Below are 22,508 nucleotides of genomic sequence, written 5' to 3'. Positions count from 1 at the left end.
CATGCCCGACGACGACAGGACACTGCGGTACCTCAAGCGTGTCACCGCCGAACTGCAGGACACCCGCGCGCAGTTGAGGCAGGCCGAGCAGCGCGCGTACGAGCCGGTGGCCGTAGTGGGCATGGCCTGCCGCTATCCGGGCGGTGTGACATCGCCCGACGCCCTCTGGGACCTGGTGGCCGACGGACGTGACGTGGTCGCGGACTTCCCGGCGGACCGGGGCTGGGACCTGGCCCGGCTCTTCCACGACGACCCGGACCACCCCGGCACGACCTACACCAGGGCCGGTGGATTCCTGGAAGGGGCGGCGGAGTTCGACGCGGAGTTCTTCGGCATCGGTCACACCGAGGCCCTCGCGATGGACCCGCAACAGCGGCTGCTCCTCCAGACCGTCTGGGAGTCCCTGGAGGACGCGGGCATCGACCCGGGCACCCTGCGCGGCTCACGAACGGGCGTGTTCGTGGGAACGACGGGCCAGGACTACGCGCAGTTGGCGCGGTCGGGTCCGGACGAACTCGAGGGCTACTGGGGCATCGGCTCGGCGGGCAGCGTGCTCTCCGGACGCGTCTCCTACGTACTGGGGTTCGAGGGCCCGGCCCTCACCGTCGACACGGCCTGTTCGTCGTCCCTGGTGGGCGTGCACCTGGCGGTGCAGGCGCTGCGCCACGGCGAGTGCTCGCTGGCTCTGGCGGGCGGCGTGACGGTGATGTCCACGCCGGGCGTCTTCACCGAGTTCAGCAGGCAGCGCGCGCTGTCGCCGGACGGCAGGTGCCGTTCGTACGCGGAGGCCGCCGACGGCACCGGGTGGAGTGAGGGGGTCGGGGTCGTCCTCCTCGAGCGCCTCAGCGAGGCCCGCCGCGACAACCACCGTGTCCTGGCGGTCATCGCGGGCACGGCGGTCAACCAGGACGGCGCCAGCAACGGCCTCACCGCCCCGAACGGCAGCTCCCAGCAGCGGGTGATCGCCCAGGCGCTCGCCGCGGCGCGGCTGCGCCCCGACGACATCGACACTGTCGAGGGGCACGGCACCGGCACCACGCTCGGCGACCCCATCGAGATCGACGCCCTCGCGGCGGTGTACGGACGCGAGCGGACCGCCGCGGACCCGCTGCGTCTCGGCTCGCTGAAGTCCAACATCGGGCACAGCCAGGCCGCCGCGGGCGTCGGCGGCCTGATCAAGATGGTGCAGGCGCTCCGTCACGAAGTGCTGCCCCAGACCCTGCACGTCGACCGGCCCACGCCCAAGGCCGACTGGTCCGACGGCCGCGTCCGCCTGCTGACCGAGGCGGCCCCGTGGCCGCGCGGCGAGCGGGTGCGCCGGGCCGGGGTGTCCTCGTTCGGCATCAGCGGCAGCAACGCGCACGTCGTGGTGGAGGAAGCACCGCTCGACGCGTCCGGCGACACGTCCGGCAACGCGTCCCCCGAGGCGTCCCGGGACGCGCTCCCCCATACGGGGCCGGGGCCAAAGTCGCAGCCGGAGGCCCTCCCGGTGGTGCCTTGGATGCTGTCCGCCAAGACACCGGCCGCCCTGCACGCCCAGGCCCGCCGCCTCCACACCCACCTCACCACCACACACACCGACGCCACCGCCACCCAGGTCGGCGCCGCCCTTGCCCACACCCGCGCCCACTTCGACCACCGGGCGGTCCTCACCGGAGCCACCCGCGCCGAACTCCTGGCAGGCCTTGCGGCGTTCGGCTCGGGGCAACTGCCGGGCAACGCGGTCCTGGGTCAAGCGGCGCGGGCAGGCAAGACCGCCTTCCTGTTCTCCGGGCAGGGGTCTCAACAGGCCGGAATGGGCCGCGAACTCGCCGCCGTCCACCCGGTGTTCGCCGACGCCCTGGACGCGACCCGTGCCGAGCTGGACCGGCACCTGGAGCTTCCTCTCCGCCAGGTGATGGAGGCTCCCGACGGCACTCCCGAGGCGGAGCTGCTGCACCGCACAGCCTGGACGCAACCGGCGCTGTTCGCCCTGGAGGTGGCCCTTTACCGCCTCGTGGAGTCCTGGGGTTTCACGCCGGACTTCCTGATGGGCCACTCGATCGGCGAGCTGTCCGCCGCGCATGTGGCCGGAGTGCTGTCCCTGGCCGACGCGAGCGCCCTGGTGGCCGCGCGCGGCAGGCTCATGCAGGCCCTTCCGGAGGGCGGCGCGATGGTCGCCGTGGAGGCGACGGAGGACGAGGTCCTGGAACGTCTTCACGGTGACGTCCAACTGGCCGTGGCGGCCGTGAACGGGCCACGCTCGGTCGTCGTGTCCGGCGCCGCCGACCCGCTCGCGGCCTGGCTGCGACCGTGGCAGGAACAGGGCCGGCGCACCCGTCGGCTGCAGGTCAGCCATGCCTTCCACTCACCCCTGATGCGGCCCGCGCTCGATGAACTCGCCGCCGTGGCGAGCAGTTTGAGCTACCACGCTCCGACCGTGCCGATCGTCTCGAACGTGACGGGGACCTTCGCCGACGGCTCCGCCCTGACGACGCCCGACTACTGGGTCCGCCACGCCGAGCGTCCCGTCCGCTTCCACGACGGGCTGCGCCGCCTCGAGGACGCGGGAGCAACGGCGTTCCTGGAGCTCGGGCCGAGCGGTGTGCTGACCGCGATGACCCGGCACTGTCTGCGCGACCCGGGGTCCGCGGTGCTCGCTTCCGCCCTCGACGGTCGTGCGCCGGAGCCCGCCGCGCTCATGACCGCGCTCGCCGAGCTGCACACGCACGGCGCGTGCGGCAGCCTGGCGGCCCTCCTCCCCCAGGCTGCGGCCCGCCAAGTACCCCTGCCCACCTATGCCTTCCAGCCTCGCCGTCACTGGATCGATGTGCCCCAGACCGTACGGGGCACTGAGCCGGGCCCGTCGGCCGACCAGGCAGCTCAGGCACCGGCCGCCCAGGAACACCCGGACCCGGACGGTCAGGAGGCGGCGGGCCAGGAGCAGGACGTCCTCGCGCTGATCCGCACCCAGGCGGCCCTCGTCCTCGGTTACGAGGACGGCACGCGGGTCGACCCGGACCTGTCCTTGCTGGAGCTCGGCATCGACTCGCTGGGAGCCGTCCGCCTGCAACGGCGGCTGGCCTCGGTCACCGGTCTCGACCTCCCTGCCACCCTCCTGGTCGACCACCCCACTCCGTCAGCCCTCGCGGAGCACCTGCGGCCGTTGCTCGTCCCACACACTCCGAACGGCCCCGCCGACCTGCTCAGAGATCTGCACCGGCGAGGCCAACTCGCCGACGCCGTACCGCTGTTGCGGGCGGCTGCAGCGGACAGGGCCGTGTTCAGCACGGCCGAACGGCCTGCGGGCCCACCGGAGTCCGTGCTGGTCTCCGACGGCCCCGCCACGCCCGCCGTGGTCTGTGTGCCGTCCTTCCTCACCGGTTCGGGCCCGCACCAGTTCGCGCGCTTCGCCGCCGGATTCGCCCACCGGCCACGGATGTCGGCCCTCACCTTGCCCGGCCTCGGTGCCTCACCGCTGCTGCCCGGATCGTGGCGGGCGGCGGTCGACAGCCTGGCCGCCGCAGCGTCGCGGGCCGCGGGCGGTGCCCCTCTCGTCCTCGTGGGGCACTCCATCGGCGGCGTCCTCGCCCATGCCGCCGCCGCGTCGCTCGAGCGCGCCGGCCACCACGTCCAAGGGGTCGTGCTGATCGACACGTACGAACCCGAACCCAGCCGGCAGCAAGAGGTGTTCGCCTGGGCCATGGGCCGCATCCTCGCCCGGGACGGCGCGCCCGCCGACATCGACGACGACAGCGTGCTGGCCATGGGCGGCTATCTGCGGCTCTTCGACGGCTGGGCGGCCGACCCGCTGACGGCGCCCACGCTGCTCCTGACCGCGGAGCGGGTTCCTGACGCGCCGGACGGTGCGGCCTGGCGGTTCTGGCGGGACGCGGACACCGTCACGCCCGTCGCCGGCGACCACTTCTCGCTCCTCGACGAGCACGCCGCTCACACGGCACGCACCGTCGAGGACTGGCTTCGAAAGGAACTGTCATGCAGCCCGTCGGCATAGTCGACTTCGGGAGCTATCTGCCCGAGAAGGTGGTGGGGCCCGAGTTCTTCCTCGACGAGAACGCCCCGGTGGACCCGCTGGCCAACACCCCGCTGTTCCGCGTGCCCCCGACCCGGCACCACGTCGCCCCCGGCGAGCGGGCCGCCGACATGATCGCCGAGGCCGCCCGGCCGGTGCTCGAGCGCCTCGGCAGGGAGCCCGCCGGCCAGGTCGACGTGCTCCTGACGAACGTGCTGCTGCCGGACGAGCCGTTCATGGGCGTCGGCGCCCGGGCCGCGCACGCCCTCGGCATCGATCCCGAGTGGATCGTGGACCTGCACAACGGCGGCTGCGCCTCGTTCCCGTACATGCTCTCGCTGGCCCAGAAGATCATGGCCGACGGAGCGGCACGGACCGCGCTGATCGCCAATGTGCAGAACACCGCGGGCCAGATGTTCGCCCAGTCCGAGGTGCGCAAGCTGTCGCACGCCCCGATTCCCGGTGACGGCTGCGGCGTTGCCTACCTGGAGGCCGGTGCGGGCTCGCCGATCCTCGGCGTACGCACCCGCAGCGTCCCCGCGTACTCCGTGGACCTCGGCATCAAGACCCCGGACGGGCGCAAGTACTGGGAGCCCGGCGTCGGCCAGATGGACATCGGCTTCGACGCCGACAAGGCGGCGGAGATCCTCCGACGCGGCAACACCCTCGTACCCGAACTGGTCGGGAAGCTCTGCTCCGATCTCGGGGAGCAGCCGTCCGGCATCGATGTGCTCGTCACCAACCAGCCCAACCGGATCTTCCTGAAGAACTGGCGTCAGGCCCTGAGGCTGGACGAGGCACGGCACTTGGACACCTTCGACCGGTACGGCAACCTGTACGGCGCCGCCGTGCCCGTCACCCTCGACCGGGCGGCCCGCGCCGGCCGGCTGCGCGACGGCGACCTCGTGGTGATGTCGGGGTTCGCGCACGCCGGAGACTTCGCGGCCGCCGCGGCGGTGCGCTGGAACGGCGCGTCATGAGCGAGGCGTCGCAGGGGGCCGGGCAGCCCGGCGAGACCACGGAGTTCGACGTGATCGTCGTCGGTGCGCGCTGCGCCGGGGCCACGCTCGGCGCGCTCCTCGCGCGTCGGGGTCTGCGGGTCGCCGTGCTCGACCAGGCCACCGAGATCCGCTCGACCCTCTCCTCGAACATCCTCCAGGCCGACTCCCTGGCGTTCCTCGACCGCCTAGGTGTGATGGACCAGCTGCGTGCGGCCGGGGCCACCACCATGAGCCACGTCGACATGCGCCTGGAGGAGTTCCGCTGCCGGGCCGCGTTCCCTCAGGAGCCCGGCGACGTGGGCGGCGCGGCCTGCATCCGCCGCGAGGTCCTCGACCCGGTCCTGGTGAACGCGGCCCGCACGTCCGGCGCCGAGGTGCGTCTGGGCACCCGGGTCGTCGGGGTCGTCCGTGAGAGCGGTCGCGTCGCGGGGGTCCAGGCGGTGTCGGGCGGTGTACGGACGCGGCTGCGGGCCCGTCTGGTGGTCGGCGCGGACGGGCGGAACTCGAAGGTCGCCGAGGCGTGCGGGTCCCGCATGTACCACGTGAGTCCCGGTGAACGCAGCTACTACTGGACGTACTTCGAGGGCGCGGACACCGGCCCACGGCCGACGTTCGTCTTCCACCGCTGGGGCGACCGGCACATGCTGGGCGGCCCCGCCGACAACGGCCTCTACATCGTGGGCGTCTCCCCGCAGCAGCACGAGCGGGAGAGCTTCCGTGCCGACCTCGACGGCTCCGTGCGCGCCCACGCGATGCGCTGCGCGCCGATCGCCGAGGCCATCTCGGGCGCCACCAGGGCGAGCAGGATCTACGGCATCCGGCGCTTCTTCGGCTACTTCCGCGAGGCGGCGGGCGCCGGCTGGGTGCTGCTCGGCGACGCCGGACACTTCAAGGACCCGGCGGGCGGGCGCGGCATCGGCGACGCCTTCCACCAGGCGGAACGGCTCGCCGACGCGATCGGTGACGCCATCGGGCCGGGCGTCCGGCTCGACCGCGCCGTCGCGGATTTCGGCCGCTGGCGGGACCGCACCTACGCCGAGTACTACGGCCTGGCCGCGGACCTCGGGGTGGCCGGGCCCATCGCGGGTCTCGTCCCGCGGGTCGTGCGCGGCCTGCACGCGCGCGGAAGGGTCGACGGCGTCCTGAACCTCCTGAGTCACCGTGCGTCCGTGCTCGAGGTCCTCACCCCGGCCCGGGTGCTCGGCGCCACGGGCGGGCACCTGTTGCGCGCCCCCGGCGGCCGCCGGGCCGCGCTGGCCGAGTTGCGGCAGCTCGCCACCACCGAGATCCGGCGCAGGAACGCGATGCGCAAGCCCGTCTTCCAGAGCGGCCCGCAGCCGCGCCCCGTACAGCAGGACACGCCCGAACCGGAGCTGAGCCGATGACCAGCACGATCCCGCACACCGGCGCCCCCGGCCAACTACCGCCACAGGGCGTCGAGTTGACCTTCGAGCAGACGGTGCCTCGTTCCCTGGCCCACCGCAGGCAGGTCGGCGAGGTGTTCGTCACCGACTCCGCGCAGGGGTCCGACGACGACTTCCACCTCGCCTTCCAGATCCCCCGCGCCCACAGTCTCTGGTCGGACCAGCGGGCCGACTTCCACGACCCGTTCGCGTCCGCGGAGGCGGCGCGGCAGTCCATCTTCGTTCTGCTGCACCGCCATGTCGGGGTGCCGGTCGGGCTGCCCTTCAGCCTCCAGCGGATCACGCTGCGGGTGACGGATCCGCAGGCGTACGCCCATGACGGGACATCGGCGCTCCAGGGTTATGTGCACTACCGGGTCGCCGAACGGCAGGGCAAGGGCTCCGATGTGGTGAGCATGGTCCTCGAAGGCGTCATGGAGATCGGCGGGCGACCGGCGATGACCCTGAGCGCGGTGCTCGCCTTCATGTCGCAGGACGACTACGACGTCTTCCGGGCTTTCCAGCGGGCGCAGAAGCCGGTGGCGGACGCCCGCCCGACCCCGGCCCGGCGACTCGACGCGGGCCTGGTCGGGCGGGAGAACCCGCGCAACGTCGTCATCGGTCTGCCGGGGGACGAGGCGCAATCGGCAGGCGGCGTGTTCCGCTGCCTGCTGGCGGCCGATCCGCACCACCCCGCCTTCTTCGACCACGAGTACGACCACGTGCCGGGCCCGTTGATGGTCGAGGGCATGCGGCAGGCCGCCGTGGCCGCGGCCTGCCGGGCCGGGGCGATCGCCGACGGGCGCGCCCTCGCCGTCGGCTGCGAGGCGGCCTTTCTGGACTTCGCCGAGTTCGAGGCCGACCTGGTCCACGAGGCGGAGGTCGGTGCCCCCGGCGCGGACGGCCGCGTCCCGGTGACCGTGGTCCTGCGGCAGTTCGGCAAACCGATCGTCGAGGGCCGCATCGACCTGCTTCCCGACGCCACCCCGCGTCCCCCATCGACCGCGCGAGCGCACGGAGTCTGATCCATGGCAATGGCACACGCAGGTGAAAGTGCAAGCAGGCGGCGGCGCGTGGCGGTGGTGGGGTCGGGCATCTCCGGCCTCACCGCGGCGCTCCGCCTCGACCTCCTCGGGTACGACGTCGAGGTCGTCGAGGCGTCCGGGACCCTCGGCGGCCGCTTCGGCCTCGACAAGCTCGGCGACCGGCAGGTCATGACGGGCGGGAAGAACATCGGCCGCCGCTACCACACGTTTCGCTGGTTCACCTCGGAGCTCGGCGCGGACGCGTACGAGTCCTTCGGCTACAACGCGTCCCGCATCAAGGACGGCGAGATTCTCACCCTCGACAGCGAGCGGCGCAGCCAGACCCTGAAGAACATCCGGCGGATGGGCTCGGCCCGCGACTTCGCGCGGATGGCGGCGATGGCGGCACGTATCCGCGCCGACGAGCGCAACCGCTTCCTCGGTTCGCGCTACTTCAGCGGCGTCTCGCGGCGCCACGACCACGCGCCGCTCAGCTCGTTCTTCGGGCGCGAGATGACGGACATGCTGGTGCGGCCCATGGTCATCCGCAACAACGGGGCCGAGCCCGAGGAGGTCTACCCCGGCACCTTCGGCACCAACCTGTCGATGCTGATGGACCATTACGATCAGCTCGCGGGTGGCATCCAGCCGGTCCTCGACGCGTTCGCCAAGCGGGTCCCGGTGCGGCTCAATGCCACCGTGGAGGGCCTGGAGGTCCGCGACGGCAGGGTCACGGGACTGCGCGTCTCCGAGGACGGTGCTCCCGCACGGACCAGCGACTACGACGGTGTGGTCCTTGCCACCCCGGCCTACGCGACCGCCGAGATCGTCCGCTCCGCGCGGCCCGCCCTCGCCCGGCGTCTCGCGGACGTGAACTACTTCCCGTCCACCGTCGTGCTCGTCGAGTACGACCGGCCCGTCTTCGGCCACGACGTCCGCGCGCTCGCCATGGACGACGGGCCGTGCAGCAACGCCGGTTCGTACGGCATGGAGGAACGGCACATCGTCCGCTACACCTACAGCGGCCGCGAGGGGCGCCTGACCGACCTCAGCCCGGAGAACATCGACCGGTTGACCGGGGAGACCGAGGAGCGCCTGGTGAAGTACCTGGGGGCGCCGCGCGCCGAGCGCGTCAACCTCCTGGTCAAGCACTGGAAGGCGGCCTACAGCGGCTACCTCCCGCACCACGCCGACTTCCTCGCCGAAGTACGGGAGAGCGTCGCGGGCGTGACCGGCCTGGAGCTCGCGGGCGACTACATCCAGGGCGTCTCGATCGAGGCGTGCGCCAGAACGGGCCGTGCCGCGGCCGGCCGGCTGGCCACGCACCTCACGTCGCCCTCGGCCGCGGCGTGAGCGGCCGCGCCGACTGGGCGGTGGTCACCGGCGCCTCCTCCGGCATCGGCGAGCACCTCGCCCGCGGCCTGGCAGCGCGCGGGTACGGTCTGTGGCTCGTCGCCCGCTCCACCGACGCCCTCGAACAGCTCGCCAAGGAGCTGCGCGAGCAGCACGGCGTGCCGGTGCGCGTGCGCACCTGCGACCTCGCGGACCCGGCCGCGCGCCGGGCGCTCGAACAGGAGCTGGCCGGGCAGCCGGTCTCCGTCCTCTGCGCCAACGCGGGCTTCCCCACCTGCGGGCCGTTCAGCGAGAACGACCCCGCCCAGGAGAGCGCCGAGGTCCAGGTCAACGTCGTCGCGCTGCACGCGCTGACGCAGGCGGTGCTGCCGGGCATGCTGGCCCGGCAGAGCGGCGGGATCCTGGTCACCGGCTCGACCGCGGGCTGCCAGCCCGTGCCGACCGCGGCCACCTACTCGGCCAGCAAGGCGTTCGCCAACACCTTCGCCGAGTCACTGCACGTCGAACTGCGCGGCACCGGGGTGAGCTGCACCCTGCTCTCCCCGGGGCCCGTGCGCACCAACTTCTACGCGGTGGGCGGCATGTCACGGCTCCAGGAGCACAAGTTCCTGGCCTGGCTGACTCCCGAGCGGGTCGCGGAGGCGGGCCTGCGCGGCCTGGCACAGGGGCGCCGCGTGGTGGTCCCCGGGCCGGTCGCCAAGGCCCAGTACCTCGCGGGCCGCCACACCCCGCGCCCCCTGCTCTTCCCCGTGCTGCGCGCGGCGGTACTGCCCGTCTTCCGCGGCGCGCGGCTCAGCTCGCGCAGCCAACCGTCAGTCGGCATCTCCGACTTCCGCAAGTGAGAGGCACTGGTACATGGACGGCAGAAAGCACCGTTGGTTCATCCTCGGGGCGTCGCTGATACCGCTGGTCGCGGTGTTCGGCGCGATGGCCCTGCTGTGGAACGAGATCTTCGGCTGGTCGGACGTGGTGGTCCTGGTCATCATGTACGCGGTCTCCGGCTTCGGTATATCGACCGGCTACCACCGGATGCTCACCCACCGCTCGTTCGAGACGTACAAGCCCATACGCGTCGCCCTGGCCACCGCCGGCGTGATGGCCGGGCAGGGCCCGCCGCTGATCTGGGCCGCCCACCACCGCAAGCATCACCGCGTCGCCGACAAGGCGGGTGACCCGCACAGCCCCCACCTGGACTTCGAGCCGGGCTTCAAGGGCACCATGGCCGGTCTCTGGCACGCCCACCTGGGCTGGCTCTTCGACGTCAACCTCACGTCGGACCCGATGCGTTACTGCCCGGACCTGGTCCGCGAGAAGCCGCTGCGCTGGCTCAGCGAGAACCTGATGCTGGTCACCGCGTCCAGCGTCGTGCTGCCCGGCCTCATCGCCTACGCCATCACCGGCGGCGACTGGCGCGCCGGCCTGACCGGCATGCTCTGGGGCGGCCTGGTCCGCATCTTCCTCATCAACCACATGACCTACGCGGTGAACTCCGTCGGCCACGTGTTCGGCCGCCGCCGCTTCGAGACCACCGACGAGTCGCGCAACGTCGCCTGGCTCTCCATCCCCTCCTTCGGCGAGGCCTGGCACAACAACCACCACGCCTTCCCGCGCTCGGCCCGGCACGGCATGAAGTGGTACGAGGTCGACCTCTCCGCGATCCTCATCTGGAGCCTCGAGAAGACCCACCTGGCCTGGAAGGTCGTGCGCATCGACCCCGAGCGCATGGAGATGCGCGAGGCGGGCGTCAGCCGTGTCACCGCCGGCTCCGTGGACAAGAAGGAACTCCTGGAGACCCAGCAGAACATCGCGCCCATGGCGGAGCGCGGCCGCGAGACCCGTGAGGCCGACGCCTCGCTGGTGGACGTGGAATAGCACGCCCTCTGGACGAGCAGACGAGTAGACGGGGATCACGTACATGGAGTTCTTCCGCGCCCTGACCAACGGGGCTTCGAACGGCGTGCTGCACGAGTGGACGGGCGAGGAGTTCGAGCACACCCCCTGGAGCGATGTCGTCAGGGATGCCCACGGCATGGCCGCCCAGCTGCGGGCCCTCGGCGTCGGCCCCGGCACCCGGGTCGCCGCCATCCTCACCAACACACCGGACACGGTCCGCGGCCTGCTGGCGGTCTGGCTGGCCGGCGGCGCGGTGGCCTCGCTGCCGCTGCCGACCCGCGGCCAGAGCCAGGAGGCGTACGGCGAGCAGCTGGTGGCGCTCTCGGCGCGGCTCGACCCGACGCTGCTCCTGGTCGACGACTGGCTGACCGCCATGGTCCCCGCGGAGCTCAGCAAGGAGCTGCCGGTGCACGGCTGGTCGGCGCTGCGCGGCGGGGGACGCATCGAGCCGAGCCCGCCCGGCCGGGACGACGTGGCGTTCATCCAGTACTCGTCGGGGTCCACCAGCACGCCCAAGGGCTGCGCCCTGACCACCCGCGCCATCGAGCAGCAGTTGCAGATCATCCTGCACCTGACCGGTGGCCGACCCGGCGCCGACACCGTCGCCTCCTGGCTGCCGCTCTCGCACGACATGGGCATGTTCGGCTGCCTGCTGTACTCGTGGGCGTACGACTTCGACTTCGTGCTGTCGTCGCCGGAGCGGTTCGGGATGTCGCCGCGCACGTGGTTCCGGGACATGGCGGAGTACGGGGCGACGATGACGGCGGGCACGAGCACCGCCGTGTACCTCGCGGCGCGGGCACAGGGCCGCGGTGGGTTGCCCAAGGAGCTGAAGCTGCGGGCGGCCGTGATCGGGGCGGAGCGCGTGGACTGGGACACGCTGGTGGCGGCGACGGAGAAGTTCCGGCCGTTCGGCCTGTCCGACACGGCGTTCCAGCCCGCCTACGGCATGGCCGAGGCGACGCTCGCGGTGACCGGGAAGCCGTGGGCCCAGGCGCCCAAGGCCCTCGCCTTCGACGGTCCCGCGCTCGTCGAAGGCTCGGTGATCGAGGTGGCGCCCGATCATCCGAAGGCGGCCCGGCTGGTCTCCAACGGCCTGACGCTGCCCGGTGTCTCGGTTCGGGCGGGCAGCGGCAGCGGCATCTCGGAGATCCTGGTGTCGTCACCGAGCCTGGCCGACGGCTATTACGCGGACCCCGCCCGCACGGCCGCTCGTTTCCAGGAGGGTTGGCTGCGCACCGGAGACCTCGGCTTCGTGCGTGACGACGAGTTGTACGTCCTCGGCCGGGCCGACGACATGCTCTCGGTCGGTGGCCGGAAGGTCTACGCCTCCGAGATCGAGTCGGCGGTCGACTCCCTGAAGAACGTCCGCAAGGGCTGCGCCGCCGTCGTCGACGCGGGCGACTCGGGCATCTCCCGGCTCGTGCTGATGGTGGAGCCCCAGGGCAATCCGAAGGACTTCCGCCCCATCGCCGAGGAGGCCGCGACGCTGGCCCTGGAGAAGGCCGGCGTCGCGCTCGCGGAGTGCCTGTTCCTGGCGCGCGGCGTGCTTCCCAAGACGCCGAGCGGCAAGATCCAGCGGTTCCGCTGCCGCGCGCTCCTCGACGAGGGACGGCTCGAGCCCGTGGCCCGGGTGACGTTCGCCTGAGCGGAGATCAGGACCCGTACGCGCTCGTCGGCATGGAGCGCCCGAAGTACGTGTACGGGTCCTCGGAGAGCCCCCCGTGGCGTGCCCCATCCGGCAGAATCCAGCACATGAAGATCTCCGAGCACCTTGAAATTCTTGATGCGGAAGGCAAGTTGCTGGCCCGCACCGCCGAGGCGGCCGGGCCGGACGCCAAGGTGGCCAACTGCCCCGGCTGGGCCGTGCGCGACCTGCTGCGCCACACGGGGACGGTGCACCGCTGGGCCGCGGCGTTCGTCGCCGAGGGGCACATCGCGCCGCGGCCCATGGACGAGCCGCCGGAGCTGGACGGCGCCGCCCTGGTCGGCTGGTACCGGCAGGCGCACGCGGACCTGGTCGCCACCCTCCGCGCCGCCTCGCCCGATGTGCGGTGCTGGGCGTTCCTGCCCGCGCCGTCCCCGCTCGGGTTCTGGGCGCGGCGGCAGGCGAACGAGACGACGATCCACCGCGTGGACGCCGAGTCCGCGCTCGGGGGCGCGTCGTCGCCGATAGGCGCGGAGTTCGCCGCGGACGGGATCGACGAGTTGCTCCGCGGTTTCCACGCGCGCTCGCGCAGCCGGGTGCGTACGCAGGAGCCGCGGGTCCTGCGCGTGCGGGCGACGGACGCGGGCACGGACGCCGTGTGGACCGTGCACCTCTCGCAGGAGCCGCCCGTCACGGAGCGGGGCGAGGACGGCCGGGCCGAGTGCGAGGTGTCGGGTCCGGCGGAGCTTGTCTACCTCGCGCTGTGGAACCGCGCGCCGTTCCCGCACGTCAGCGGCGACACCGCGCTGAGCGCACTGTGGAGCGAGATGTCGGGCGTCTGAGACCGGTCGGCGCCATCCGGTGGGGGCCGGTCCGCGCTACTCGGATCCGGTCCCCGCGAGCATCCGCTCAAGCACCGCGCGCTGCAACGGCCGCACCTCCGTGTGCAGGTGGCGTCCCTTGTCGGTGAGCACGACCCGCACCCCGCGCCGGTCCTCGCTGCACATGGCGCGCTCCACCAGACCGTCCTTCTCGAGGCGGCCGATGAGGCGGGACAGTGCGCTCTGGCTCAGGTGCACCCGGCCCGCGATGTCCTGCACGCGGTAGGCGCAGTCGCCGTCCGCCGTGGCGCCCTCCGACAGCACGTCGAGGACTTCGAAGTCACTCGCGCCCAGGCCGTGCTCACGCAAGGCGCCGTCGAGTTCGCACAGGGTGCGCGCGTGCACCGCGAGGATGTCGCGCCATTGGTCCACGAGCCTTTGCTCGGCCGTCTTGAGCCCTTGCTCGGCCTTCTTCGCCGCCATGACATCGCACGGTAGCAGAAAAGGCCCTCTTTGTTGCATCGGAATTAAATGCACTTGCACTCAATGCGCGTGCATGTACCGTGCTGCGCATGACTTCTCCGCTCACAGCTGCCTCCGCGTCCCCGGAGCGCTGGTCCCCGCGCCTGTGGGGCACTCTCATCGTGCTCTGCGCCGCGATGTTCCTCGACGCACTCGACGTGTCGATGGTCGGCGTCGCGCTGCCCTCCATCGGCTCCGAACTGAACCTCTCCACCTCGACCCTCCAGTGGGTCGTCAGCGGCTACATCCTCGGCTACGGCGGCCTCCTGCTCCTGGGTGGCCGAGCGGCCGACCTGCTCGGACGGCGCCGCGTCTTCCTGATAGCACTCGCGGTCTTCGCCCTCGCCTCACTGCTCGGCGGGTTCGTCGACTCGGGTCCGCTGCTGATCGCCAGCCGCTTCATCAAGGGCCTGAGTGCCGCGTTCACCGCGCCGGCGGGCCTTTCCATCATCACCACGACGTTCGCCGAGGGCCCCGCCCGCAACCGCGCGCTCACCATCTACACCACCTGCGCCGCCACCGGCTTCTCCATGGGCCTCGTCCTGTCCGGACTGCTCACCGAGGCCAGCTGGCGCCTGACGATGCTGCTGCCCGCGCCCATCGCCGTCATCGCGCTCATCGCCGGACTCAAGCTGATCCCGCGCAGCGCCCGCGAGAAGAACATCGGCGGCTACGACGTTCCGGGCGCCGTCACCGGCACGGCGGCGATGCTGCTGCTCGTCTTCACCGTCGTCGAGGCACCCGAGGCCGGCTGGGCGTCGGCCCGCACACTCCTGTCGTTCCTCGCCGCGGCCGTGCTGCTCGCCGTCTTCGTACGCATCGAACTGCGCACCGCGAGCCCGCTGATCCGCCTCGGAGTCCTACGCTCCGGGCCCCAGCTCCGGGCGCAGGTCGGCGCGATGACATTCTTCGGCGGCTATGTCTCCTTCCAGTTCCTGGCCACGCAGTACTTCCAGACACTGCTCGGCTGGTCCGCCCTGGAGACCGCTCTCGCCTTCCTGCCCGCGGGCGCGCTTGTCGCCCTGTCGTCCACGAAGGTCGGCTCGGTGATCGACCGGTTCGGTACACCGCGGGTCATCGTGGCGGGCTTCGTCCTGCTCGTCGCCTCGTACGCGCTGTTCCTGCGCGTGACCCTCACCCCGTCGTACGCGTCCATGGTGCTGCCGTCCATGATCCTGCTCGGCTTCGCGTGCGCCCTGGTCTTCCCCTCGCTCAACATCCAGGCCACCAACGGCGTGCACGACGACGAGCAGGGCATGGTGTCGGGCCTCCTGAACACCTCGATCCAGGTGGGCGGCGCGATCTTCCTCGCCGTCGTCACGGCCGTGATCACCGCGTCTTCGCACGGCGGCGACGCCTCGCCACAGGCCGTACTCGACAGCTACCGGCCCGGCCTGATCGTGGTCACGGCCATCGCGGTCGCGGGCCTGCTCATCACCCTCACCGGAGTGCGGACGAGGCGTACGCACGAGACGGTCGTCGTCACGAAGTCGACGCCGCAGGAGACTGCGGAGGCTGCGGAGAGGAAGCCGGTGGCTGTCAACGACTGACCGCACAGCCGATCAACAGGTCGCTCCCGGCGCGCAGTTGCTTGCCCGCCGGGAGCGCACACCGCACACTTCGAGGATGGGGCGAAGGACACAGGCCGAGCGCGACGCGAACACCGTGGAGATCGGTTTCGCGCTCTTCGCCGCGACGTCCCTCGCGGGGGCCACGATGCTGGCCGTGGCCTCACCGGCGTTCTTCTTCGGTGTGACGTCACCCAGCGAGGGCACGCTGGTCCGGACCGGTGTGATCGCGGGGGCCGTCGTCTTCGTCGCTGTCCTGGTGACGATCCTCGTACGCCACCGGCGCGAGACGCGTCAGCCCAGCCACCCCGGGCGCACCAAGCCCGACTCGTAGGCCATCACGACCAGCTGGGCGCGGTCGCGAGCGCCGAGCTTCACCATGGCCCGGCTGACGTGCGTCTTCGCGGTGAGCGGGCTGACCACCAGACGGCGGGCGATCTCGTCGTTCGACAGGCCGATGCCGACCAGCGCCATCACCTCCCGCTCCCGCTCGGTGAGTTCACCCAGCGGCTCGGCGCCCGCGGGCTCCTTGGAGCGGGCGGCGAACTCGGCGATGAGGCGGCGCGTGACGCCGGGCGAGAGCAGCGCGTCGCCGTCGACCACCGCGCGGACGGCACGCAGCAGTTCCTCGGGCTCGGTGTCCTTGACGAGGAAACCCGAAGCCCCGGAACGGATCGCCTCGAAGACGTACTCGTCCAGTTCGAAGGTGGTCAGCATGACCACCTTGACGGCGTTCAGGTCCGGCTCGTCGGTGATCCTCCGGGTCGCCGCGAGCCCGTCGAGCAGCGGCATGCGGATGTCCATCAGGACCACGTCGGGGCGCAGTTCCCGCACCCTTCGCACGGCTTCCTCACCGTCGGCCGCCTCTCCCGCGACCTCGATGTCCCGCTGGGCGTCGAGCAGCGCCTTGAAACCGGCCCTGACCAGCGACTGGTCGTCGGCGAGCAGTACGCGGATCACTGGTCCTCCTGAGGTGCCGTGCGGGTGGGCAGTACGGCGGTGACCCGGAAGCCCCCGTCCGGGCGCGAGCCCGCGTCGATCGTGCCATTCAGGGCAGCGGCGCGCTCCCGCATTCCCGCGAGACCGTTGCCGCTGCCGCCCGCGTCGGCGCCGGTGGCCGGGCCGTCGTCGTCGATGCGCAGGGTGAGCGCCGCGGCCTCCTGCCGCACCAGCACGCGCGCGTGCCGTGATCCGGAGTGGCGTACGACGTTGGTGAGGGCCTCCTGGACGATGCGGAAGGCGGCGAGGTCGACGCCGGGCGCCAGCTTTCTTCGGGTCCCCTGGGTGTCGACGTCGACCGTGAGCCCCGTACGTGCGGCCTGCTCCACGAGTTCGGGCAGCCGGTCGAGCCCGGGAGCCGGGGCACGTGGCGCGTCACCGGGCGTACGGAGGGTGTCGAGGACCTGGCGGACCTCTCCCAGGGCTTCCTTGCTCGCGGCCTTGATGGTGGTCAGGGCCGTGCGGGCCTGTTCAGGGTCGGAGTCGAGCAGCGCGAGGCCGACGCCCGCCTGGACGTTGATCACGGAGATGCTGTGGGCGAGGACGTCGTGCAGCTCGCGGGCCATGCGCAGCCGCTCCTCGTCGGCCCGCCGCTCGGCGGCCCGCGCGCGCTCCGCGCGCTCCTTCATCCACTGCTCGCGCCGTACGCGGGCCAGTTCGGACACGGCGATGATGGCGACGACCCAGACGGCGACGACGGTTTCCTCGCCCCAGGTCCGTTCATTGTCGCCGTCCGGCGGCAGCCAGTGGTAGAGCCAGTGCGCGACCAGCAGATGCCCCGCCCACAGCATTCCGACGGCGCCCCACGCGGCGCGCCGGTGCCCCGAGACGACCGCGGCGAAGCAGCCGACGGCGACGGTGATCAGGACGGGTCCGTACGCGTACCCGGCGCCCAGGTAGAGCAGTGCGGTCCCGGCGGTGACGTACGCGACCGGGACCGGGTGGCGGTGACGCAGCAGGAGCGAGGCCGTGCCCGCGAGCAGGAGGAGCCGGGCGTAGGTGTCGAGCGGCTCCCGGTCCAGCTGGCCCTCGGCCGCGTACTTCGAGCCCACCTGTACGAACACGGTGATCGCCAACGTCGTCAGCCACGGCAGCCTGCCGGCGCCCCCGGCGTCCTCCCGCCGGTTCCACCAGGGCGGACCCTGCCGCCACATCGCCGGTCCGCCCCAGGGCAGGGCCGGCCCGCCGCGCCCACGTTCGCGCTGTTCGTCCATGGCGGCAACGCTAGACCGCACGGTGGGCGGCGGGCATCAGCCGAGCGTTGCGATCACACGTACTTCCGTTGGAGTACCTCGGGTTCCATGCTGCTCTTCGGGGTCCTTACTGCTCCTCGGGGTCCTTACTGCTCCTCGCGCTGCCCCGCGCACCCCCGGCCCATGCCTTCGCTCAGTCCGACTCCGTGGGCGAGTTGTGTCGCCGCGTACGAGAAGAACTCCGCTCGGTTCTCGACGACGCGGTTGAACTGCCCGAACACCTCGAAGCCCACGAGCCCGAACAGCTGGGCCCACGCCGCGACCATCGCCGTGATCACGGCCGGCGGCAGGTCCGGCGCGAGATCGGCGGCGATCCGCTCGGCCTCCGTACGCAGCCCGCCCGGCACCGGCCGCACGGCGATGCCGCGCCCCTGGTGGGCGTCGCGCACGATCCCGATGAGCAGCAGCCCGACGCGGGACGCGGCGTCGACCGTGGTGGCGGGCGCGCTGTAGCCGGGGACGGGTGAGCCGTAGATGAGGGCGTACTCGTGCGGATGCGCGAGCGCCCAGGAACGCACGGCCTCGCACACGACCGTCCAGCGCCGCACGGGCTCGGCCGACGCGACCTCGGCGTGCGCCGACTCGGCGGCGGCACCGAGGGAGTTGTAGGCGTCGATGATGAGCGCGGTCAGGAGTTCGTCGCGGCTGGGGAAGTAGCGGTAGAGGGCGGAGGACACCATGCCGAGCTCGCGGGCCACGGCGCGCAGCGAGAGCTTGGCTGCTCCGTCGGCCGCCAGCTGTCTGCGTGCCTCGTCCTTGATGGCGGCGGTGACTTCGACTCGGGCGCGGGCCCTGGCCCCGCTGGTGGCGCTGCTCATACGGGCAGTGTGCCACGAGTTGAGAGCGGTGCACCAGAACGAGATCGCCGCACCACGAAGTGAGCGGCGCACAATTTAGAGAGCACTGCTCTTGAAACAGAGCACCCGTCTCGTGCACACTGCTCTCAAGCGAGAGCAGTGCTCTCGGAAGCTTCCCCGACTTTGGCGGTCACCATGACTTCGTCCTCCTCGTCCTCCTCCGGCTCCCCCACCCCCTACTACCTCAAGGGCAGCCCTCTCGCCGTCCGCCTGAACGGAGTCATCGGCTGGCTGGCGCGGCACGGGATCAGCCTGATGGGCTCGGCCGAACTCTCCGTACGGGGTCGCAAGAGCGGACAGATGCAGCGCATCCCGGTCAACCCGTTCACGTACGAAGGCGCCCAGTACCTCGTCTCGGCGCGCGGGCACTCGCAGTGGGTGCGCAACATGCGCGTGGCGGGCGGGGGCGAGCTGCGCGTGGGCCGCAAGGTGCGCGCGTTCACGGTCGAGGAGGTCCCGGACGCGCAGAAGCTGCCGCTGCTGCGCGGCTATCTGGAGAAGTGGGGCTGGGAGGTCAACCAGTACTTCAAGGGCGTCACCGCCAAGTCCACGGACGCGGAGATCGAGGCGGCCGCGGGCGACCACCCCGTCTTCCGCGTCACCGTCACGAAGTGACTTCCGCCGGGCGTTACTTGTCGAGCGCGGAGAGCGCCCGCCCCGCCAGCGGATGGTTGCGCACCAGCTCGCCGAGCGTCGTCGAGCCGCGGGTGATCCTCGCGAACGCGTTCCACGCGGGCCGGAACCCGGTGATCGCCGCGTGCAGCACGCCCGGACGGCGCTCGAAGAGCGTGAGCATGCGTCGCCCCACGCTCATCTCCACGCCGAGGCCCGCCTTGACGGCGAAGGCGTAGTTCAGGGCCTGGCGGCGGGCGTCGACCGCGTCGTGCGCCTCACCGATCCGCACCGCCCACTCCCCCGCGAGCCGCCCCGAGCGCAGCGCGAACGAGATGCCTTCGCGCGTCCACGGTTCGAGCAGCCCCGCCGCGTCACCGCACACCAGGACCCGGCCGCGCGAGAGCGGCGAGTCGTCGCTGCGGCAGCGGGTCAGATGGCCGGAGGAGATGCTCGGCTCGAAGCCCGCGAGTCCGAGACGGGCGATGAAGTCCTCCAAGTACCGCTTGGTGGCCGAACCCTCGCCGCGTGCGGAGATGACACCGACGGTGAGCGTGTCGCCCTTGGGGAACACCCACCCGTAACTGCCCGGCATGGGGCCCCAGTCGATGAGCGCGCGGCCCGCCCAGTCCTCGGCGACGCTCCGCGGCACCGGGATCTCGGCCTCGAGGCCCAGGTCCACCTGGTCCAGCTTCACGCCGACATGTGCTCCTATGCGGCTCGCGCTGCCGTCCGCTCCGACGACCGCGCGGGCGAGTACCGTCTCGCCGCCCTGGAGAACCACCGCGACGGTCCGCCGGTCGGGCACCACGGAGCCGTGCTGCTCCACGCGGGCGACGGTGACGCCGGTGCGCACCTCGGCGCCCGCCTTCTGCGCGTGCTCGACCAGGCGCTGGTCGAACTCGGGGCGGTTGATCAGCCCGAAGAGCATCTGCTTCGAGCGGCGGGTGCGGGCGAACTTGCCGTCCAGGGAGAACGTCACCGCGTGCACCCGGTCCCTGAAGGGCAGCTCGAACCCCGGCGGGAGCGCGTCACGCGAGGGGCCGATGATGCCGCCGCCACACGTCTTGTACCGGGGCAGTTCCGCTTTCTCCAGGACGAGGACCCTGCGTCCCGCGACGGCTGCCGCATAGGCCGCCGACGCCCCCGCGGGCCCTGCTCCCACCACGACGACATCCCACACGTACTGCGCGTCGTCCGCTGAGTTCTCGCTGCTCACGTTGGTCTACCGCTCCCGATCCAGCTGTTGGCCGCGCTTTCCCAGGCATCCTACGGCGGGCACCTGGGTCACCCTCCTGTGGGAGGATCACAACACCCACATACGTGCAACGTCGCACCCACGAGGAGCGTGCCCATGTCGCCGAATCCGATCACCGAGACCGTCGCCTCGCTCATGCCGAGGGCGAAGGTGGAGCTCACCGAACTGGTGGCCTTCAAGTCGGTGGCGGACTTCGATCAGTTTCCCAGGAGCGAGAGCGAGGCCGCCGCGAACTGGGTGGCGGACGCACTGCGCGCCGAGGGGTTCCAGGACGTCGCCCTGCTCGACACCCCGGACGGCACCCAGTCGGTGTACGGCCTGCTGCCGGGCCCCGAGGGCGCTCCCACCGTGCTGCTCTACGCGCACTACGACGTGCAGCCGCCGCTCGACGAGGCGGCGTGGACCAGCCCGCCGTTCGTGCTGACGGAGCGCGACGGCCGCTGGTACGGACGCGGCAGCGCCGACTGCAAGGGCGGCGTCCTGATGCACCTGCTCGCGCTGCGCGCCCTGAAGGCGAACGGCGGCGTCCCGGTGACCGTCAAGGTGATCGCCGAGGGTTCCGAGGAGCAGGGCACGGGCGGCCTTGAGCGGTATGCCGAGCAGCATCCCGACCTCCTCGCGGCCGACACCATCGTCATCGGCGACGCGGGCAACTTCCGCGTCGGCCTGCCGACGGTCACCGCCACGCTCCGCGGCATGACGCTCGTACGCGTCCGTATCGACACCCTTGAGGGCAATCTGCACTCGGGACAGTTCGGCGGCGCGGCCCCCGACGCGCTCGCGGCGCTGGTGCGGGTGCTCGACTCGCTGCGCGCGGAGGACGGCTCGACGACGGTCGACGGGCTCACCGGCGACGAGGTGTGGGACGGGCTTCAGTACGAAGAGGGCGACTTCCGGAAGGACGCCAAGGTTCTCGACGGCGTCCGACTGATCGGCAAGGGCACGGTCGCCGACCGCATCTGGGCGCGCCCCGCGGTCACGGTGCTCGGCATCGACTGCCCGCCGGTGGTCGGCGCGACCCCGTCCGTACAGGCCGCCGCGCGGGCGCTGATCAGCCTGCGGGTGCCGCCGGGCGTGGACGCGGCCGAGGCCACCAAGCTCCTGCAGGCGCACCTGGAGACGCACACCCCCTGGGGCGCGCAGGTGACCACCGAGCAGATCGGGCAGGGCCAGCCGTTCCGCGCGGACACCACGAGCCCGGCGTACGCGGCGATGGCGGAGGCGATGGGCGAGGCGTATCCGGGCGAGGAGATGCAGTACGCGGGGCAGGGCGGCTCGATCCCGCTGTGCAACACCCTCGCCGCGCTCTATCCCCGTGCGGAGATCCTCCTGATCGGCCTGAGCGAACCCGAGGCACAGATCCACGCGGTCGACGAGAGCGTGTCACCGCAGGAGCTGGAGCGGCTCTCGGTCGCGGAGGCGCTGTTCCTCCAGAAGTACGCGGCGAGCTGAGCCACCGTGCGGGCAGGGCAGGGGGAGCAATCCCTCTGCCCTCGGCTAAAAACCCTCGCCCGCCGCAAGGGCGTTTCCTACGGTCGGCTCATGGACGTCATCAGGGTTCATCCCGCACTCTTCCCCGAGCTGTACCTCCTGCGCTTCCCCGTCGGGCAGGCCTATCTCTGGCGTGACGGTGACGCGCTGACCCTCGTCGACGCGGGCCCGCCCGGCGCCGGACTGCGGATCGCGGACGCGGTCACCGCTCTCGGGCTGCGCCCCGAGGACGTACGACGCATCGTGCTGACGCACTTCCACGAGGATCACGTGGGCGGCGCGGGCGAGTTCGCGCGGCTGAGCGGGGCCGCCGTGTACGCGCACCGCCTGGAGGCGCCGATCGTCCGGGGCGAGGTGATGGGGCCGCCCCCGGTGTTCGAGGACTGGGAGGTGCCGCTGCACGAGGACGCGATGCGGAGACTGGGACCTCCGCCGTCGAATCCGGTGCTGCCCGAGGAGGTCAGGGAGCTGTCGGAGGGCGACATGCTGGACTTCGGGGGCGGTGCGCACGTGGTCGGGGCCCCCGGCCACACGGACGGCAGTATCGGGATCCATCTCCCGGAGCGGGGCGTGCTGTTCACCGGTGACGCCGTCGCCGTTTCGCCGCTGGACGGCCAGGTGATGCTCGGCGTCTTCAACCTGGACCGCGCCCGGGCTCTCGCGTCCTTCCAAAAGCTCGCGGCGCTCGATGCGGAGGTGGCGTGCTTCGGGCACGGGGATCCGGTGACCGAGAAGGCGTCGTCCGTGCTGCGTGCTGCCGTCGACGGGTACGCCGAGGGCTGATCCCCGTCG

19 protein-coding genes are annotated in these 22,508 nt (G+C 71.9%); 14 read left to right on the top strand and 5 right to left on the bottom strand.

Annotated features, from left to right (window positions below):
• Position 1 precedes the first annotated feature (1 nt).
• From AB0I94_RS26910 to AB0I94_RS26870, 9 genes are all read left to right on the top strand, one after another.
• Positions 2-3,994 (top strand): alpha/beta fold hydrolase, encoded by a 3,993-nt coding sequence (locus tag AB0I94_RS26910; RefSeq protein WP_363312239.1) that lies wholly within the window; start codon positions 2-4, stop codon positions 3,992-3,994.
• On the top strand, positions 3,976-4,992 hold the full coding sequence (locus AB0I94_RS26905) for a 3-oxoacyl-[acyl-carrier-protein] synthase III C-terminal domain-containing protein (RefSeq protein WP_363312238.1): 1,017 nt from the start codon (positions 3,976-3,978) through the stop codon (positions 4,990-4,992). Before AB0I94_RS26910 ends, AB0I94_RS26905 begins: the two co-directional genes overlap by 19 nt.
• Entirely contained in the window at positions 4,989-6,398 is a 1,410-nt protein-coding gene (locus AB0I94_RS26900) for an NAD(P)/FAD-dependent oxidoreductase (protein WP_363312237.1), read from the top strand. The genes AB0I94_RS26905 and AB0I94_RS26900 overlap by 4 nt, the downstream gene beginning before the upstream one ends.
• Entirely contained in the window at positions 6,395-7,441 is a 1,047-nt protein-coding gene (locus tag AB0I94_RS26895; RefSeq protein ID WP_363312236.1) for an AfsA-related hotdog domain-containing protein, read from the top strand. The genes AB0I94_RS26900 and AB0I94_RS26895 overlap by 4 nt, the downstream gene beginning before the upstream one ends.
• A gap of 48 nt (positions 7,442-7,489) precedes the next feature.
• Positions 7,490-8,794, top strand: coding sequence for an FAD-dependent oxidoreductase (locus tag AB0I94_RS26890; RefSeq protein WP_363312235.1), 1,305 nt, complete (start codon positions 7,490-7,492; stop codon positions 8,792-8,794).
• Positions 8,791-9,636 carry an SDR family oxidoreductase gene (locus AB0I94_RS26885; protein WP_363312234.1) on the top strand — a complete coding sequence of 282 codons (846 nt, stop codon included), beginning with the start codon at positions 8,791-8,793 and terminating at the stop codon, positions 9,634-9,636. Before AB0I94_RS26890 ends, AB0I94_RS26885 begins: the two co-directional genes overlap by 4 nt.
• A gap of 13 nt (positions 9,637-9,649) precedes the next feature.
• Positions 9,650-10,666 carry an acyl-CoA desaturase gene (locus AB0I94_RS26880; RefSeq protein ID WP_363312233.1) on the top strand — a complete coding sequence of 339 codons (1,017 nt, stop codon included), beginning with the start codon at positions 9,650-9,652 and terminating at the stop codon, positions 10,664-10,666.
• Positions 10,667-10,709: 43 nt separating this feature from the next.
• Positions 10,710-12,335, top strand: a complete 1,626-nt coding sequence (locus AB0I94_RS26875) for an AMP-binding protein (RefSeq protein WP_363312232.1) — start codon at positions 10,710-10,712, stop codon at positions 12,333-12,335.
• Positions 12,336-12,442: 107 nt separating this feature from the next.
• Positions 12,443-13,177: a maleylpyruvate isomerase family mycothiol-dependent enzyme gene (locus AB0I94_RS26870; protein WP_363312231.1), complete on the top strand. Its 735-nt coding sequence runs from the start codon at positions 12,443-12,445 to the stop codon at positions 13,175-13,177.
• A 36-nt stretch (positions 13,178-13,213) separates the two neighbouring features.
• Here AB0I94_RS26870 and AB0I94_RS26865 read toward each other — a convergent pair whose 3' ends face one another.
• Positions 13,214-13,639 (bottom strand): MarR family transcriptional regulator, encoded by a 426-nt coding sequence (locus AB0I94_RS26865; RefSeq protein WP_363312230.1) that lies wholly within the window; start codon positions 13,637-13,639, stop codon positions 13,214-13,216.
• Between the two features lie 89 nt (positions 13,640-13,728).
• On the opposite strand from AB0I94_RS26865, the gene AB0I94_RS26860 reads away from it, so the two are divergent.
• On the top strand, positions 13,729-15,228 hold the full coding sequence (locus AB0I94_RS26860; RefSeq protein ID WP_363312229.1) for an MFS transporter: 1,500 nt from the start codon (positions 13,729-13,731) through the stop codon (positions 15,226-15,228).
• A 76-nt stretch (positions 15,229-15,304) separates the two neighbouring features.
• Complete coding sequence (locus AB0I94_RS26855; RefSeq protein ID WP_363312228.1) at positions 15,305-15,580, top strand: DUF6332 family protein; 276 nt, start codon at positions 15,305-15,307, stop codon at positions 15,578-15,580.
• On the opposite strand, the gene AB0I94_RS26850 is transcribed toward AB0I94_RS26855, so the two are convergent.
• The 3 genes from AB0I94_RS26850 to AB0I94_RS26840 all read right to left on the bottom strand — a co-directional run bounded on the left by AB0I94_RS26850 (position 15,541) and on the right by AB0I94_RS26840 (position 18,316).
• Positions 15,541-16,206 (bottom strand): response regulator transcription factor, encoded by a 666-nt coding sequence (locus tag AB0I94_RS26850; protein WP_363312227.1) that lies wholly within the window; start codon positions 16,204-16,206, stop codon positions 15,541-15,543. The genes AB0I94_RS26855 and AB0I94_RS26850 overlap by 40 nt on opposite strands.
• Positions 16,203-17,459 (bottom strand): sensor histidine kinase, encoded by a 1,257-nt coding sequence (locus tag AB0I94_RS26845; RefSeq protein WP_363312226.1) that lies wholly within the window; start codon positions 17,457-17,459, stop codon positions 16,203-16,205. Before AB0I94_RS26845 ends, AB0I94_RS26850 begins: the two co-directional genes overlap by 4 nt.
• 125 nt (positions 17,460-17,584) lie before the next feature.
• On the bottom strand, positions 17,585-18,316 hold the full coding sequence (locus AB0I94_RS26840) for a TetR/AcrR family transcriptional regulator (protein WP_363312225.1): 732 nt from the start codon (positions 18,314-18,316) through the stop codon (positions 17,585-17,587).
• A 174-nt stretch (positions 18,317-18,490) separates the two neighbouring features.
• Here AB0I94_RS26840 and AB0I94_RS26835 point away from each other — a divergent pair, with 174 nt between their 5' ends.
• Complete coding sequence (locus tag AB0I94_RS26835) at positions 18,491-18,970, top strand: nitroreductase family deazaflavin-dependent oxidoreductase (RefSeq protein ID WP_363312224.1); 480 nt, start codon at positions 18,491-18,493, stop codon at positions 18,968-18,970.
• A gap of 13 nt (positions 18,971-18,983) precedes the next feature.
• Here AB0I94_RS26835 and AB0I94_RS26830 read toward each other — a convergent pair whose 3' ends face one another.
• Positions 18,984-20,186, bottom strand: coding sequence for a geranylgeranyl reductase family protein (locus AB0I94_RS26830; protein WP_363312223.1), 1,203 nt, complete (start codon positions 20,184-20,186; stop codon positions 18,984-18,986).
• A 135-nt stretch (positions 20,187-20,321) separates the two neighbouring features.
• On the opposite strand from AB0I94_RS26830, the gene AB0I94_RS26825 reads away from it, so the two are divergent.
• Positions 20,322-21,677, top strand: coding sequence for a dipeptidase (locus AB0I94_RS26825; RefSeq protein ID WP_363312222.1), 1,356 nt, complete (start codon positions 20,322-20,324; stop codon positions 21,675-21,677).
• 90 nt (positions 21,678-21,767) lie between these two features.
• Positions 21,768-22,499: an MBL fold metallo-hydrolase gene (locus tag AB0I94_RS26820; protein WP_363312221.1), complete on the top strand. Its 732-nt coding sequence runs from the start codon at positions 21,768-21,770 to the stop codon at positions 22,497-22,499.
• Positions 22,500-22,508 lie beyond the last annotated feature (9 nt).

This window comes from Streptomyces sp. NPDC050147, assembly GCF_040660195.1.
Taxonomy (GTDB): Bacteria; Actinomycetota; Actinomycetes; order Streptomycetales; family Streptomycetaceae; genus Streptomyces.
This window is presented reverse-complemented; position numbering and strand designations above follow the sequence as displayed.

Coding starts and splice junctions, on each gene's coding strand:
- AB0I94_RS26910 (WP_363312239.1), top strand. CDS start 2: ATGCCCGACGACGACAGGACACTGCGGTACCTCAAGCGTGTCACCGCC.
- AB0I94_RS26905 (WP_363312238.1), top strand. CDS start 3,976: ATGCAGCCCGTCGGCATAGTCGACTTCGGGAGCTATCTGCCCGAGAAG.
- AB0I94_RS26900 (WP_363312237.1), top strand. CDS start 4,989: ATGAGCGAGGCGTCGCAGGGGGCCGGGCAGCCCGGCGAGACCACGGAG.
- AB0I94_RS26895 (WP_363312236.1), top strand. CDS start 6,395: ATGACCAGCACGATCCCGCACACCGGCGCCCCCGGCCAACTACCGCCA.
- AB0I94_RS26880 (WP_363312233.1), top strand. CDS start 9,650: ATGGACGGCAGAAAGCACCGTTGGTTCATCCTCGGGGCGTCGCTGATA.
- AB0I94_RS26875 (WP_363312232.1), top strand. CDS start 10,710: ATGGAGTTCTTCCGCGCCCTGACCAACGGGGCTTCGAACGGCGTGCTG.
- AB0I94_RS26870 (WP_363312231.1), top strand. CDS start 12,443: ATGAAGATCTCCGAGCACCTTGAAATTCTTGATGCGGAAGGCAAGTTG.
- AB0I94_RS26865 (WP_363312230.1), bottom strand. CDS start 13,639: ATGGCGGCGAAGAAGGCCGAGCAAGGGCTCAAGACGGCCGAGCAAAGG.
- AB0I94_RS26860 (WP_363312229.1), top strand. CDS start 13,729: ATGACTTCTCCGCTCACAGCTGCCTCCGCGTCCCCGGAGCGCTGGTCC.
- AB0I94_RS26855 (WP_363312228.1), top strand. CDS start 15,305: ATGGGGCGAAGGACACAGGCCGAGCGCGACGCGAACACCGTGGAGATC.
- AB0I94_RS26845 (WP_363312226.1), bottom strand. CDS start 17,459: ATGGACGAACAGCGCGAACGTGGGCGCGGCGGGCCGGCCCTGCCCTGG.
- AB0I94_RS26840 (WP_363312225.1), bottom strand. CDS start 18,316: ATGAGCAGCGCCACCAGCGGGGCCAGGGCCCGCGCCCGAGTCGAAGTC.
- AB0I94_RS26835 (WP_363312224.1), top strand. CDS start 18,491: ATGACTTCGTCCTCCTCGTCCTCCTCCGGCTCCCCCACCCCCTACTAC.
- AB0I94_RS26825 (WP_363312222.1), top strand. CDS start 20,322: ATGTCGCCGAATCCGATCACCGAGACCGTCGCCTCGCTCATGCCGAGG.
- AB0I94_RS26820 (WP_363312221.1), top strand. CDS start 21,768: ATGGACGTCATCAGGGTTCATCCCGCACTCTTCCCCGAGCTGTACCTC.